Origin of the sequence: Micromonospora echinospora, assembly GCF_900091495.1 — a bacterium.
GTDB lineage: Bacteria > Actinomycetota > Actinomycetes > Mycobacteriales > Micromonosporaceae > Micromonospora > Micromonospora echinospora.
In genome coordinates this window covers 6,357,509-6,372,221 of record NZ_LT607413.1, presented here as the reverse complement: position 1 = coordinate 6,372,221, position 14,713 = coordinate 6,357,509, and the positions used below count along the sequence as shown (strand labels likewise).

Genomic DNA, 14,713 nt, shown 5'->3' with positions numbered 1-14,713 from the left:
AATCGGAAGAGTTGCGAATGGAAGGGATGCGGGGTTGGAACCGGTGACTACGGCTCGGAGGCTCGATGAGTTGGGCAGCCGACGAAGAGTGATACGACGGGATGGCCGATCATGGCTGGCCGCAGCCAGCGCGCTGCTCTGCGTCTCGGCCGCACTGTCGGCTCCGTTCACCTCTCCCGGTGTGGCCCAGGCGGATGCGGCGGGTAAGGGCGGAGACTACGTTCCGGTCAGCGCAGTGCTGTTGGACACCCGCAGCGGTGTCGGTGGCGTCACCGGAACGCGGGGCGCCGGGAGCACCACGGCGGTGACCGCATTGGGCGTCGGCGGTGTACCGGCGTCCAACGTCAGTGCGCTGATGGTGGAAATCACCGCGATCGGCCCTACCGCGAGCACCGCCCTGACGGTCTTTCCGGACGGGGCCACCCGTCCGGTCGGAGCGTCTCTGAATGTCTCGGCTGGGCAGACCCTTTCCAACTCGGCCGTCGTGCAGGTCGGCACCAACGGCAAGCTCGCGGTACACAACAGCGCGGGCAGTACCCATGTCAAGCTTGACGTGCAGGGCTACTTCACGACGAGCACCGGCAGCACGGGCGCAGGCTTCGTTCCCATAAAGCACACATATATCGTCGACACCAATGTCGGTCAGGGCACCACTGCCGGGACCATTGCCAGCGGGGCGAGCCGCACCGCCACTCTGACCGGCAGTGCGATACCGCCCGGGGCTTCCGCACTGGTCGCCAACATCAGGGTCACGGGGGCCACGACGGCGGGAACCCTGACGATCGCCCCCACGAACGAAGCGGGTACGGCGAGGCAGGTCAACTACCTTGCGGGCTCGACCCACGAGATCATGACGGTGAAGCTCCCGTCTGACGGGCAGGTGACTCTGACCAACAGTGGCTCCGCCGTACACGTGGTCATCGCAACCTACGGCTACTTCGGGAGCAGCGCCAGCACCGGTGCGGGAATGCGTCCGTTGTCCGCTGTGCGCCTGGCCAATTTCTACAATGGTGGCGGGACGTCAATCCCGAGCGGGGGCCGGGCCTCTTTCAGGATCGGTGGTGCGTTCGGTCTTCCTACTCTTGGCATCGCTGCGGCGGCGGTCAACGTCACGGTTGCCGCGCCGACTGCAAGCGGGTCTCTCCAGGTGTTGCCAGGAGATGCGCTTTATCCCCCGGATATGATCAGCAGAGCCCACGCCATATATTTCACGGCAGGTCAGACGGCGCGTTCCTACTTCGTCGTTGCGGATGTCAGGAGTGGCGCTTTTACTATCCACAACGGTAGTGAGGGAACGGTCCAGATCCTGGCCGATCTGCAGGGGTGGTTTGCGGACCCGCTGCCCACTGTGGCAATCGAACAGAACACGCCCACCTCGGTACTCCAGACTCAGCCGTCCGGCACGGCAGCGGGCACCATCGAGTACGCGTACACCGACAACCTGGGGCGGGTCCGGGTCGGACATCAGACGGATCCGGACAACTACGGAAGCGTCCAGTGGACCACGATCTCCGGCAACGACGCCTTCACTGGCCGGCCGGGGCTGTATCAGCCGACCGGCAAGCCGATGGAGGTGGTGACGCAGAACATCGACAGCAACATCTGGAGGTCGGCCCAGACCGCCACCGGTTCGGCAAGCTGGAATCCGTGGACGAGCCTCGGCGGCTCGATGCCGTCACCGCCCCTGGCCGCTGTCCAGGCTGATGGCACGAGCGTACTGTTCAGCATCGAGGACGGCCGGATCTGGCATTACCGCTCAGGTGACAGCAGTCCGACCTGGAAGATCCTGACCACCACGCCGTGGTATTCGTACAGCACCTTCGACAAGTTGACTGTGGCGCGGATCGACAGTGGGCTACGGATGGCGGCTACTACGGATGACGGTGTGCTCCACACTGCGGTCTACTACCCCGATGGGACGCTCTCGGACTTCACCGACCTCGGCGGTAACGTCACCGGCTCGACCAGCATGATCGTCTATCCCGGTTACCGGACTCGAGTGGTCGGCCGCTCGACGGACGGCTCCGTCGTGACCAAGCTCCAAAATCTCGATGGCACCTGGCCGTCCGGATGGGACACGGTCGGCACCCTGACCGCTGTTGGTACGCCGGCGGCGATTCTCGATCCGGTTTTGGGTCGGACGGCGATCGTGGTGCGCGGTGTCGACAACGAGGTGTACCGGGTGTTCGAGACGGCGCAGGGCTCAGGCGCCTGGGGCGACTGGGCGCGGGTCAACCCGGACGTCTCCGACCCGGCGGTGACCGACCCGACCGTGGCGCCGTTTGCCGGGGCCAACGGACAGTCCTGGATGATCGTGTTCCGTAACGCCAACGATGCCACCCGGGTCTACGAGCGGCAGGTCGTACCGACCGGGCTGCGGACCGCCACGCCGGCAGCGGAGTTCACCGCCCACACCTTGCCGATCCCACCGGCCTGACGACCGGCAACGGCGATCGGGGCGGATGGTGCCACCACGTTCGCCCCGAGTCGGCAAGCGACAAACGCACCGCTCCCCGTCGACTGGTCTGTCGACGGGGAGCGGTGTCCCGCTGCCTGCCGGAACGTGGTCGTCGCCGAGCCACGGTCCGGACGCCCCCGATTGGCAGCAGGATGGGGAAGGTCTCAGAGGGTCAGCAGCACCGCGATTCCGACACCGGTGTCGAACACGGCGCACCACTCGGCGTACCCACGCGGCACCACCCGGTCCAGACGGTGGTGCACGACGTCCCACGCCGCGTGGGCCAACCAGCCGGCCGCCACCAGCCAGGTGGCGAGCGGCTCGGCGGCGGTCGCCGCGACCACCACCAGGCCGATCATGCCGAGCGCCCCGGCCACCTGCGCGGCGAGCACCCGCCGGTCACCCAGCCGCCGCCGGTACGCGCCGATCAGCAGGTAGCCCGCCGGCAGTGCCACCAGGAACCACGGATCTGGCACGAACGGCGCGAACACCATGTCGACCGTCATGAGCAGGGCCAGCAGGGTCGGCCAGCGGCGTCGCAGCAGCCCACCCAGCGGACCCGCCGCCGGGGCCGGGCCGGCCGCGTGGACGTGGTCGTCCGGCCGCCGCCACACCACCACGACCGTCGCCGGCACCATCAGCAGATGCGCGCCGAGGGTCAGGGCGTCCGCGTCGATCAGGCCGGCCCACCACGGTACGGCCAGCAGCGCCAGCGGCAGCAGCATCGCGGCGACCATCTCGCCCACCCCGGACCACGGGTGCCCCCGGTACCGCATCCACACCGTCATCCCGACCGCCATGTCCACGGCCATCACGCCGACGTCCACCTCGGGCCGGTCGAGCAGGCCGGGCCGGCCCAGGCCGTCGGCGGCCAGCGCCCAGACCGGGTCGAGGAGCAGCATCCCCGCCACCATGGCGGCGAGCATCTCCAGTACGGGTCGGAGCAGCCGGCGTCGACCCGCCACCGGCTCGGACACCGAGGGCGTTCCGATCGTCGTGGGGGCCGTCGCAGTCGTCGTTTCGGTCATGGGTCGAGCCTGCGGCCCAACCGGTCCCGGAACCCATCCGCGCGGTGTCACCGGTCGGCTGTGCGAAACGCCCGGCGTACCCGTGCGTTCCGGGTCGGACGGCCGGCGCGGCATTCTCCTAACATCGGGGCCGTGCCGATTACCCCCGCCGCCCCGGATCCGGACCGCTGGCTGCGCCCGGCCCGGGCGACCACACTGGTGTCCCTGGCCAGCGGCCTGTGGGGGACCCTCTTCCTTCCCCTGATCGGCCTGCTCCGGGAGCCCGACCCGATCCGCGCGGCCGCCGGCGTGCTCGGGATCGTCCTGTTCGCCGTCACCCAGGGGGCCGCGGTGCACGCGGCGGTGACTCCGTGGCTGGACGACCGGACCCGTCGTCGCCGCCGGTTCGCCTTCGTCGGCGCGGCGGTGCTGAGCGTGCCGCTGGTGGCGCCGCTGGCGGCCGGCGTCTGGCCGAGTTGGGCGTGGCTGGGCGCGACCATCGTCGGCACCGCCCCGCTGCTCGGCCCGGTACGCGCGGTGCTGCCCGTCACGGCCGGGACGGTGGCCGTCGCGGCGGCGGTGGCCGCGTCGACCGGCGGGTCCATGACGAAGCACCTGGTCATCGCCGGTGGCATCGGTCTCGGTATCGCCGCCATCAACGGTTGTCAGGTGTGGTTCTGGGACCTGCTGGTGCAGGCCAAACAGGGGCAGGAGGCGCGGGCCCGGTTGGCCGCCGCCGAGGAACGCCTGCGGTTCGCCCGGGACGTGCACGACGTGCTCGGGCACGCGTTGACCGTCATCGCCCTGAAGGCCGAACTCGCCGCCCGGCTCGCCCCGGTGGACGCCGAGCGCGCCGGACGGGAGGCCGACGAGGTACGCCGGCTGGCCGCGACCGCCCTGGACGAGCTCCGCGACGCCGTGCACGGGTACCGGCGGGTCGACCTCGCCGACCAGGCCGCCGCCGTCGGGCAGGTGCTCCGGTCCTGTGGCGTACGGTCCACCGTGCTCCTGCCCGACGGTGACCTGTCGGCGGGGGCGTCGGCCCAGTTCGCGGCGGTGCTGCGGGAGGCGAGCACCAACGTGCTGCGGCACAGCCGGGCCGGCTGGTGCCGGATCGAGGTCAGCCTGGAGGAGGAGATGGCCCGGATGACCGTCGCCAACGACGGGGCCCCGGCGGCCGGCCCGGGCGACCGCCGCCACGGCCTGGACGGCCTGGCCGAACGGCTGGCCGCGGTCGGCGGCGTGCTCGCCGTCCGGCGTGACGGCGACGTCTTCACCGTCGAGGCGACCGTGCCGGCCGGGGCGGTAGGCGACCGGGAACCAGCAGCCGCATGATCCGCGTCCTGCTCGCCGACGACGAGGAGCTGATCCGGGCGGCCCTCGGCGCCCTGCTGGACCTGGAACCGGACCTGACGGTGGTGGCGCAGGCCGCCGACGGGCCCGCCGCGGTGACCGCCGCCCTGGCCCACCGCCCCGACGTGGCCGTGGTCGACCTGGAGATGCCCAACCTGGACGGGTTCGGCGTCACCGCCGAACTGGCCCGGGTGCTGCCCGACTGCGCGGTGGTGATCCTCACCGGCCGGGGTCGGCCCGCGCACCTGGCCCGCGCGCTCGCCGCCGGGGCGCGGGGCTTCCTGCCCAAGGGCTCGCCGGCCGGCGCGCTGGCCGACGTGATCCGACGGGTGCGCGCCGGTGGCCGGTACGTCGACCCGGCGCTGGCCGCCGACGCGTTGAGCATCCCGCCGTGCCCACTGACGCCACGGGAGTTGGAGACGCTGCGGCTGGCCGAGTACGGCGCACCGGTCGCGGTGATCGCCCGCCGCGCGCACCTGTCCAGCGGCACGGTGCGCAACTACCTCGCCTCGGCCGTGCAGAAGCTCGGGGCGGCCAGCCGCGCCGAGGCGGTGCGCGCGGCCCGGGACAACGGCTGGCTCTGAGCGTCGCCGCACCAGGACCGCCACGGTGGTGATGCGTGATTGCAGGGGCACCTTGCCGGGCGAAAATGATGAGCAGGGGTCCCCGGCAACCGCCTCCCGCGCCAGTGCACCGGCCGCAGGCGGTTTAGCCTGGGCGGCGTGCGGACCGTCGAGTTGCTCTGCTCCCCACCGTTGGAGAACGCGGTCCGGGACGCGTGGCACCGGCTCGCCGAGGCCGGTCTGCCCAGCCTGGCCCGGAACACCCACCCGACCAACCGCCCGCACCTGACGCTGGCCTCGGTCGAGGAGTTCCCGCCCGGGGCGCAGGAGCGCCTCGCCGACCTGGTCGACGCCGCTCTGCCCCTGCCGGTGCGGCTGGACCGGATCGCCGTCCTGGACGGCAGCGCCCCGCTGGTCTGGCTGCTCCAGCCGTCACCCGCGCTTACCACGCTGCACGCCGCCGTCTGGGACGTCCTCGCCGGCGCCGAGGGGCGGCTGCCCTGGCACGAGCCGGGCCGCTGGGTTCCGCACCTGAGCCTGGCGCTGCGTTTCCGGGACGCCGACCGCCGGCGGGCCCGCGCGGTGGCCGCCGTCGACCGACCCGCCGGCGCGTTCGTCGCCGCCCGAAGCTACGACGGCGCCGACCGGACGGTCACCCCGCTGGGCGGTGCCCGTCGTCGGGCGAGCGCCCTGGGCCGGACGCGCGACGGGTCGACCGGCCCCGGTTCGTGACCGAGCCCCCCGCCCGGCTGGGCAGGGGGCCCGGCTGGACGGTCCGACGCCGCACCCCGTGGACCGTCCGTCTCCGCGACTACCGGTAGAAGCGCAGGTAGTCGAAGTGCGCGGTGACCGCCGGCTCGGCTCCGCCGTGCGCGACCAGGCCGATCCGGGGAGTGGTGTCGGCCGGGAAGGTCCAGACGCCACCCCAGGTCCAGGTACGCCCGTCCCGGCTGGACCCGGCCCGGAACTCGTGCTCGCCGGTGGCCGGGTCGACCCGGTGCGCCAGCCGCAGCCAGGTGGTGGTGGCCGGGGTGCCGACGATGTTCCCGCCGTACACCGGCTGGCCGGCGAAGGGCAGCTCGTAGCCGTACTCGACCTGCCGGGTGTTCCAGATCGCCACCTGGCTCAGCCGGGCAAACCGGTCGTCGTCGACGTACGCCACCAGGCCGGCCTGCTGGTAGTTGCGGACCGTCTCCTCGCCCAGGTCGAGGGTCACCTTCGTCTCGACGACGTAGTCGCCGGTCGGCGCGTCGCGCAGCAGCACCCCGGCGGTGTTGCCGGTGCCGGTGAGGTCCGCCGAGCGCACCGGCCAGCGCAGCGCGCCGTCGGTGACGGTGACCGCCGGGTCCGGCCGGACCCACTGCCAGTCTGCGTCGAGGCCGCCGTCGAACTCGTCGGAGAAGCGGGGCAGCAGCCCACCGGTGCGGGGCGCCGGCACGGTCCGCCGTACCGGCTGGTGCAGGCGGGCCACGCTGGCGTTGTCGAACTCGGCCACGCCGCCCTCGGCGGCCAGGCCAAGGCGGCCGGCCGGCGGGCGGTCCAGGCGCAGGGTCACCACGGCGAACTGGTCGCCCAGCCGGGCCGGGCTCAGCTCGGCGACCAGTCGGTCGCCGCGTACCTCGACGGCCAGGTGGTGCCGGTGACCGGGGACGAAGCCGGCCGGCAGCGGTGCGGTCGCCGTCCGTCGGCCGTCTCGGGCCACCAGGTGACCACCGGCCACGTCGACCCGGACCTCGATCCGGTCGCCCAGGGTGACACCCGCGGTGCGGGCCTCGTACGGACGCAGGTCCACCTCGACGCGAAGGTCCCCGCCGATGGTCGTCCGGCTGGTCAGCGTGCCGGTGCCACGCAGCCGCCCGTCGGTGACCCGCCAGTCGCCGTCGCGCCGCCAGCCGGCGAGGGCGCCGTCGTGGAAGCGATCGTCGACCCGCCCGGTGGTGACCGGGGCGGGCCGGTCGCCGTCGGAGGGCCCCGCGCCCGCGTTCACCACCGGCCAGCCGTCGACCCAGTCGAGCCGGTCGATCAGCATCGGTCGCTCGTTGATGCCGAACGGCTCGTCCAGGTACGGGTCGGCCCGGTCGATGCCGTGGTAGACGATCCAGTCCTGACCGGACAGGTCGGTGAGGAACCCGTTGTGGCCGACGCCGATCCAGCGGTTGCCGTTCTGGGTCAGCACGGGTGTGCCGCCGGCCCGGGAGGCGGTCAACGCCAGCCCGTCGCGGTCAACGAACGGCCCACGTGGACTCCTGGACCGACCGACGTGGACGGAGTAGCCGGTGGCCGGTCCGGCGCAGCAGTTGGCGGTGGAGGCGAAGAGGTAGTACCAGTCGTCGTGGCGCAGCACGTAGCTGCCCTCGAACTTGTTGTCGATCGCCACCAGGGTCGACTCTCCGACGGCGCGCAGCCCGTCAGGGGAGAGCTCGGTGACCGAGACGCCGCCGTAGTAGCTGCCGTAGTAGAGGTAGGGGGTCCCGTCGACGTCGGTGAACTGGCTCGGGTCGATGGTCCACAGCCAGCCGCCGCCACCACCGGGTCGGGGGGCGACGACCGGCTCGTCGACGAAGGTCCACGGGCCGGTCGGGGTGGGAGCGGTCGCCGCCCCGACGGCGAAGTCGCCCCCGTCCGGGGAGACGGTGGTGTCGGTGACGGTCACGTACATGACCCAGCGGCCGTCGACCCAGCGCACGTCGGGGGCCCAGAACCCGGCCCCCTCCGCGGCGTACGAGGGGCGCTGGCCGGGGGTGAACGCGTCCCCGACGTACGTCCATTGGACCAGGTCGGACGAGCGCGCCATGGGGATGCCGTGGAACTGCTTCTCGCCCTCCCGGAGGGGGTCGGTGGTGCCGTAGGCGTACCAGAGGCCGTCGGGTCCCCGGACGACGACCGGGTCGGCGAAGGTGTCGGCGAAGGAGGCGGAGAGTGGATTGTCGTAGCGGGGCGGGCGGTCCGGGTCGGCGAGTGCCGGCGCGGACGCGGTGGCCGCGAGAACGAGCCCGAGTACGGCGCTGCACGCGCCGCCGCGGCGGAGGTGTCCCATCAGACCTGCCTTGGGTCGTCGGTGGTGTCGACCGTCGTCGCTGCGGTGTCGTGTCTTTCTACAACGTTGGATACAACGTTGTAAAGATCTCCCTCGCCGGTCCACACCAGATCGGCGGTGCTCGTGCGCGTCCGGCTTCCGGGCGCGGTGGCGCGGCGCGCCGGCGTCGGTGGACACCGGCCCCGGCGGGAACCCGCGCCTACTTTCCCCCGAATGGGGAGCTTTGGTGCCAGATAAGAGCAATCCTCGTACTCGTGGCGGTAGAGGTGGATACCGTCGTCTCCAGGCTCATCCTGCCGTACACCGGGAGAGAGGACCGTGCCATGCGAGTGCCCAGCCGACGTCCGGGGCGGCCCGGCTCGTCCGCGACGGCCGGCGGACCGATCCGGGCGGCCCGGAGCACGGCGGCCCGCCCCGACCTGGACGCCTACCGCGCCGCCGTGACCGAACTGCTGGTGGAGATCCGGGCGTTGGCCGACGAGCACTCCGCCGCCGCCCGGCAGTCCCTGCTCACCGACCGGCTCGGCGAGCCGGCGCTGGCCGACGTCCTCCGGGCCACCCCGCAGGGGGTGATCGGTGCCCGGGAGACCCTGCTGCTGGAGATGGCCCGCTACCGGCCCAACGCCCGCAGCTCCGCCGCCGACCTCACCGCCCTGGTCCGGATCTACCTGCTCTCCCGGATCGACGTGATGTGGTGGGCGACGACGTCCACCTACCTCACCGACGACCAGATCCAGCGGGACACGAACCTGGTCGACCTGGACCGACTGCGCCGCCGGGGGCTGCTGCGGTTCCGCTACCGGAGGCAGCCCGGCACCCTCCTCGGCCGGGCCGTCCGCGTCGCGCAACGGCGGATCGTCCCGCACCAGGTGCCGCGGACCGCCGGACTGAGGATCCTCTACGCCCGCCCCGAACCGGTGTCGCTGCTCAACCAGATCGCCGCCGAATTCGCTCTCGCCGCGCCGGCCGGAACGCCCCCGCTCTGGGTCACCAGCCTGACCCGCAGCCTGGAGCACCAGTACCGGCTGCGCCAGCTCGGCTACGCGGCCATGCTGCCCAGCTCGCACTGCCTCGGCTGGGCCGTCGACGTGGAGATGCACTGGTTCCGCCGGTTCGGTGCCGCCGAGGCGCTGGCCAACGTGCTGCTCGGCCGCCAGGACGCCGGCGAGGTCAACGTCGTCGACGAGGGACAGGCATGGCACCTCTGCGTCGCCCCCGAGGCCGCGCCCCGGCTGCGCGGGGCGTACCGGGGCGAGCTGGGGGAGTGCTGAGACGTGCGGCAGGAGTGCTCGGCGTCGGCGCGGAGACCGCGTCCGGATGGTAGGAGGGGTCCCCTGTTACCGCTTTCTGCGGTGCAGGGGACCCCTCCTACCGACCCAGCCGGGGTGCGCCGTCAGCGCAGGTACGGGCCGGTGACGCCGATCCTGCCCGGCGCCGGGTTGCCCGGCAGGTCGAGCACGTAGACCCGCAGGTTGCCGGCACCGCTGACGCTGGCGGTCAGCGTGCCGCCGGTGACGGTCTTCACGTCACCGGTGACCACGTCGGTGTACCGGCCGTTCGGGATGCCAGTGAAGGTCGCGCCGGAGGAGACGGTGACCAGGGCGAAGCTGTCCACCCCGTCGGCGGTGTACCGGCGCTTGAAGGCCATGTTGCCGGTGACGCCCTCGGTGGAGTACTGCCCCTTCTGCAGGGCCGGCACCGCCCGCCGGATCTGGTTGAGCCGCTGCACGTGCTTGACCAGTGGCTTGTCCAGCGTGGTGGCCACCGGGCCGCTGGCGGCGCCGACGACCCCGAAGTCGGTGGCGGTGACGCTGCCCTCCAGGTGGCCGCCGTAGTAGGCCCGTCCGGTGGTGGCGAGCGGGCAGGTGGGGCCGCAGTCGATCCGCGCGCCCTTCTGGAACTCGATCTCCGAGCCGTAGTAGAGCGTCGGGATCCCCCGGAACGTCCACATCAGGCTCATGTTCTCCGCCCACGCGTCGGTGCCGCCGGTGTACCGGGTGTTCGACTTGTTCGGCCCGTAGTCGTGGCTGTCGACGTAGACCACGTTGTACGTGGCGTCGTTGTAACTGTCGTCGGAGTCCTTTCCGTTGTGGAACGCGTTGGACGCGTCGGAGAAGTTCATGTGCATCCGCATGTCGATGACGTTCATGCCGGAGAACTTCGAGTGGTCGGGAGCGTGGTAGCTGTTGCCGCGCAGGAACGCGTTGTCACTGGTCGGCTGGTTGCCGGTGCCGAGCAGTTGCTCGTAGTCGTACTGTTCGATCGCGGCGCGGACGTCGTCCGGGCTGTACTCCTTGCGTTCCTTCCAGGTGAAGAACTGCGCGGAGTGGTTCACCGAGCCCCGGTTCCACTTGTCGTTGACGAACGCGGCGACCTCGCCGAAGACGTAGAAGTCCTTGCCCTTGGCGCCGTGCTTCGCCACCGCGTGCGCCTGGAGGGCCGGCAGGAAGCGACGGTTCCAGGTGACCCGGGGAATGTGCACGGCGGTGTCGACCCGGAAACCGTCCACCCCCATGTCGATGTACTTGTTGTACACGTCGATCAGGTACTGCTGGACCCTCGGGTTCTCGGTGTTGAAGTCGGCGAGGTCCTCGTGCAGCCAGCAGCTACGGGAGTCCTCGCCCTCCCAGTTGCCGATCCAGCACTGGTGGTAGAGGTCGGCGGGGAAGAGCTTGTTCGTCGGCGATGGCCACTGGCAGTCGTAGAGCGTGTAGCCCTCCGGGCTGCGGCCGTTCGGCGTGCCCCAGCGCAGGCACTGGTTGCCGGCCGGCGCGGCGGTCGACCAGAGGTCGCCGTTGTACGGCTGCCCCTTGGCGAGCGCGTTCTGGGCCGGGGTCAGCTCCGGGTCGTTCCCGGCGTGCTCGACCATCGGGTCGTACGACCGGCCGGGCTCCTGCTTGCTGTACATCCACTTCCACTGCTCGTCGCGCACGCCGTAGACGGTCGGGGTGAACAGGCCCTTCGCGCCCCAGCGGGAGCTGTGGTTGTAGACCACGTCCTGGAAGATCTTGATGCCCTTGCCGTGCGCGGCGTTGATGAGGTCCTGGTAGCTCGCCCCGGGGCTCTCCAGGCGCGGGTCGACCCGGTGGAAGTCCCAGCCGTGGTAGCCGTGGAAGTCGTAGTCGGAGCGGTTGAGCACCACCGGCGTGATCCAGATGGCGGAGAAGCCCAGGCCCTTGATGTAGTCCAGCTTGTCGATCAGGCCTTGGAAGTCGCCCCGGAACATCGGGTCGTCGTTGGCCGCGTTGCCGGACTTCACGTGCTGGCTGCCGCCCCGGTTGTTGGCACTGTCACCGTCGGCGAACCGGGCGGTCATCACGAAGTAGATGGTGTCCTCGCGGGGGTCGCCGCCGAGCGGGGTGCCGCCGGGCGGGTCCGGGGGAGCGGTGCCGGTGGTGGCCGCGGCCGGGGTGCTGGCGGGCGAGGCGTTGCCGGCCGCGTCGTGCGCCCGGACGGTGTACTCGTAGCGGGTGCCGGCGGTGAGGTTGCCGTCGACCAGGCCGGTGCCGCTGGTGGTCAGGGTGACCGTGCCCTGCGGACCGCCGGTGCGGGTGATCCGGTAGCCGGTGACGCCCCGGTCGTCGGTGGAGGCGGTCCAGGCCAGCGTGATCCGCACGCCGTCGGCGGTCGCGGTCAGTCCGGTCGGCGTCGACGGGGGCGTGGTGTCCGGCGTCGGTGCCGTGCAGGGCGCGGTCGCGTTCGGCGTGACCACGCCGGCCCGGACGGTGGTGACGCCCGCCCCGACACGGTAGTCCGCGCCGTTGTTGTTGTCCCACCGGCCGGTGCCGTCGTTGAACGCCGCGCGCAGGCCGGTGGCACCGTCGAGGTCGACCACCTTCCGCGCCCAGCCGTCGCAGACGGTCTGCATCGGTACGCCGGGCACAGCGGTCCAGCTGCCGCCGGTGACCTGGTAGTGGATGTTCGCGCTGGTCCAGCCCCGGCTGCCGGTGTGGTACCAGACCTCGGCGGACCCCTGCACCGGCGTCTCACCGCCGGTGCAGGGGTCGCCGGTGCCGACCGTCCCGCCGGAGACGGTCACCGTTCCGGTGCCGATCCGGTAGTTCGCGCCGTTGTTGTTGTCCCAGGTGCCAGTGGTGTTGGTGAAGACCACCTGCGCGCCGGTGGCCGCGCCGAGGTCGATGGTCCGTTTCCGCCAGCCGGTGCAGGCGGCCTCCATCGGCACGCCGGGCACGGCGGTCCAGGTGCCGCCGGTCGGCGCGTAGTGGACGTTGACGGTGCTGCCCCAGGCGGCGGGTGGCTGGTAGTAGACGGTGACGGTCTGCGCGGCCGAGGCTCCGGTGAGCGGGCTGAGGCCCGCTGCGAGGCCGACGGTCACGGCCAGTGCCGCCCATCGCCGCCGGGTTCGGATGCTGCTCATCGACTCTCCTCGAACGGAGGGCTCCCGGCGGGGTCCGACGGGGGCAGCTGGATGTTCTTGCAATCCTTGACTCGCCGGTGAGTAAATGTTTCTGCAAGAACATGAAAGTCTTGCCGGGAAGTTACCACCATCACTCTCCTGAGACCAGATGTCGCCCAGCTGGCGAACGGGTAAGGAACAGGCCATGACGAACGTGGACGTGATGGTGGTCGGACAGATCGCCCGGGACCTGGTGCTCCAGGTCGACGAGGTGCCGGACGCCGGCGGCACCGCCCCGGTGCGGCGGCGGCGCGAACTGCTCGGCGGCAAGGGTGCCAACCAGGCGGTCGGACTCGCCCAACTGGGTGTCCGGGTGGGACTGCTCGGCGTGGTCGGAGACGACGAGGTGGGGCGGGCGCTGCTCGCGCAGGCCCGAGCCGACGGGATCGACGTCGCCTCGGTGGTCCGACGCGACGGCACGTCCACCGGACTGATCGTGGACGTGGTCGACGCCGGGGCGCGCTGGCGCTACCTGGAGGACCTGCCCGAGCCGGTGCTGCTCACCGAAGCGGACGTGTCCGCCGCCGTCGACGCGCTGACCACGGCGCGGGCGGTGGTCGTCCAACTGCAACAGCCCCCGGCGGCGGCCCTGGCCGCCGCCCGCCTGGCCCGCGACGCCGGCCGCCTGGTGGTGCTCGACGGCGCGCCCGCCCCCGAGGCCGCCGACGACCTCCTCGCCACCGCCACCGTGCTGCGCGCCGACAGCCAGGAGACCGCCCTGCTCACCGGTCGGGAACCCGCCGACGCGGCCGGCGGGCTGCGGGCCGCCCGGGACCTGCTCACCCGTGGCCCCGCGCTGGTGGCGGTGGAGGTCGACGGGGTGGGCAACGCCTTCGCCTGGCCGGACGACGAGGTGTTCGTGCCGCTGAGTGAGACCACGACCGTGGACACCACCGGGGCGGGGGACGCCTTCGTCGCGGCGCTCACCGCCGGGCTGCTTCGCGACGAACCGCGCGATCGGTTGGTCCGGCTCGCGGTGGCGGCGGCCGGGGCCACCGTCGGCAGTCCCGGTGGGCGGCCGGCGCTGACCGCTGCGGCCATCGCCGCCCAGATGGCGCGGATTCCGACGGGCTGACCGGCCCGCGTCAACCTCGCCCACGCCTACCGGGCTGCCGGCGACCTGCGGCGGGCCATCCAGCTGTACGAACAGGCCCTAACCCGCTGCCGCCGGGTCCTCGGCAACGATCACCCACAAACACGGGCTGTCTACGACAACCTGCAAGCCGCCATCAAGGACTCCGACTCCAGGTAGCGGCGACAGCGGCGGGTTGAAGTTCTGGCCGACTGCATGCCGCTAGCGGATCCTGGTAACTACCAGTGGTGAACCCGACGAGCCACCCCGGTTGGACTGGCGGGGGCCGGCTGTCCGTGGTGCTGTTCAGCGCGGCCGGGGGCATGGGCATCAACATCCATTCGAACTGCCCGTGCGAGCCCGGGAGCCCAACTCCGTCCACCCCGTCCACCTCAGACGAGCACGCCGACGGCCCGCCGGGGCCAGCGACGCTGGTGGACCCGGCGGGCCGTCGGTGGTGTCGGGGGTGGGTCGTCAGCCCGCCGGCGGGTACGGGTCGTCCCGGTAGGTGTACTCGGTCTCGATCCGGCCGTCGGCGGTGTGGACGACGAGCTGGCTGGGCTCGTTGTCGTGCGCGACCTTCCGGCCCGCCTCGACCGCGACCTGCTTGGTGTCGTACCGGCCGACCTGCTTGCCGCCCTGTTCGACCTTCCAGCCCTGACCGTCCGGCACCACGTGGTACTCGTTGCGCTTCATCGTCACCTCACCATCCCTTCGGCGTTCGTGGTACCCGCCACCGGCGACCGGAAACCGGGGCATCCACCACCGTGGACAACCCGCCGCCGCTGTCCTAGCGTCTTCCAGCT

10 protein-coding genes and 1 pseudogene are annotated in these 14,713 nt (G+C 71.8%); 7 read left to right on the top strand and 4 right to left on the bottom strand.

The genetic code is table 11. The features are described from left to right. Positions 1 to 181: 181 nt before the first annotated feature. Complete coding sequence (locus GA0070618_RS27340; RefSeq protein WP_088984182.1) at positions 182 to 2,437, top strand: PLL family lectin; 2,256 nt, start codon at positions 182 to 184, stop codon at positions 2,435 to 2,437. A gap of 185 nt (positions 2,438 to 2,622) precedes the next feature. On the opposite strand, the gene GA0070618_RS34975 is transcribed toward GA0070618_RS27340, so the two are convergent. After that, entirely contained in the window at positions 2,623 to 3,486 is an 864-nt protein-coding gene (locus GA0070618_RS34975) for a hypothetical protein (RefSeq protein WP_231931482.1), read from the bottom strand. A gap of 132 nt (positions 3,487 to 3,618) precedes the next feature. Between GA0070618_RS34975 and GA0070618_RS27330 the strand changes: the two genes are divergently transcribed. The 3 genes from GA0070618_RS27330 to GA0070618_RS27320 all read left to right on the top strand — a co-directional run bounded on the left by GA0070618_RS27330 (position 3,619) and on the right by GA0070618_RS27320 (position 6,113). After that, positions 3,619 to 4,800 (top strand): sensor histidine kinase, encoded by a 1,182-nt coding sequence (locus GA0070618_RS27330; protein ID WP_269148447.1) that lies wholly within the window; start codon positions 3,619 to 3,621, stop codon positions 4,798 to 4,800. After that, a complete protein-coding gene (locus GA0070618_RS27325) occupies positions 4,797 to 5,402 on the top strand; it encodes a response regulator transcription factor (protein WP_088984181.1) in 606 nt (201 codons plus the stop codon). Before GA0070618_RS27330 ends, GA0070618_RS27325 begins: the two co-directional genes overlap by 4 nt. 138 nt (positions 5,403 to 5,540) lie before the next feature. Further along, positions 5,541 to 6,113: a 2'-5' RNA ligase family protein gene (locus GA0070618_RS27320; RefSeq protein ID WP_088984180.1), complete on the top strand. Its 573-nt coding sequence runs from the start codon at positions 5,541 to 5,543 to the stop codon at positions 6,111 to 6,113. A 79-nt stretch (positions 6,114 to 6,192) separates the two neighbouring features. On the opposite strand, the gene GA0070618_RS27315 is transcribed toward GA0070618_RS27320, so the two are convergent. Next, entirely contained in the window at positions 6,193 to 8,418 is a 2,226-nt protein-coding gene (locus GA0070618_RS27315; protein WP_088984179.1) for a family 43 glycosylhydrolase, read from the bottom strand. A 323-nt stretch (positions 8,419 to 8,741) separates the two neighbouring features. Here GA0070618_RS27315 and GA0070618_RS27310 point away from each other — a divergent pair, with 323 nt between their 5' ends. Next, positions 8,742 to 9,689: a DUF5715 family protein gene (locus GA0070618_RS27310; protein ID WP_088984178.1), complete on the top strand. Its 948-nt coding sequence runs from the start codon at positions 8,742 to 8,744 to the stop codon at positions 9,687 to 9,689. Between the two features lie 122 nt (positions 9,690 to 9,811). On the opposite strand, the gene GA0070618_RS27305 is transcribed toward GA0070618_RS27310, so the two are convergent. Then, positions 9,812 to 12,796, bottom strand: coding sequence for a carbohydrate binding domain-containing protein (locus GA0070618_RS27305; RefSeq protein WP_088984177.1), 2,985 nt, complete (start codon positions 12,794 to 12,796; stop codon positions 9,812 to 9,814). Between the two features lie 184 nt (positions 12,797 to 12,980). On the opposite strand from GA0070618_RS27305, the gene GA0070618_RS27300 reads away from it, so the two are divergent. Continuing rightward, positions 12,981 to 13,910 carry a PfkB family carbohydrate kinase gene (locus GA0070618_RS27300; RefSeq protein ID WP_088984176.1) on the top strand — a complete coding sequence of 310 codons (930 nt, stop codon included), beginning with the start codon at positions 12,981 to 12,983 and terminating at the stop codon, positions 13,908 to 13,910. An 18-nt stretch (positions 13,911 to 13,928) separates the two neighbouring features. Further along, positions 13,929 to 14,087: pseudogene (locus tag GA0070618_RS27295) on the top strand (tetratricopeptide repeat protein); the annotation flags it as partial. A 294-nt stretch (positions 14,088 to 14,381) separates the two neighbouring features. Here GA0070618_RS27295 and GA0070618_RS27290 read toward each other — a convergent pair. Beyond that, the gene (locus GA0070618_RS27290; RefSeq protein WP_157749024.1) at positions 14,382 to 14,603 is read right to left on the bottom strand and encodes a DUF2188 domain-containing protein; all 222 of its coding nucleotides are present in this window, start codon (positions 14,601 to 14,603) and stop codon (positions 14,382 to 14,384) included. Positions 14,604 to 14,713 lie beyond the last annotated feature (110 nt).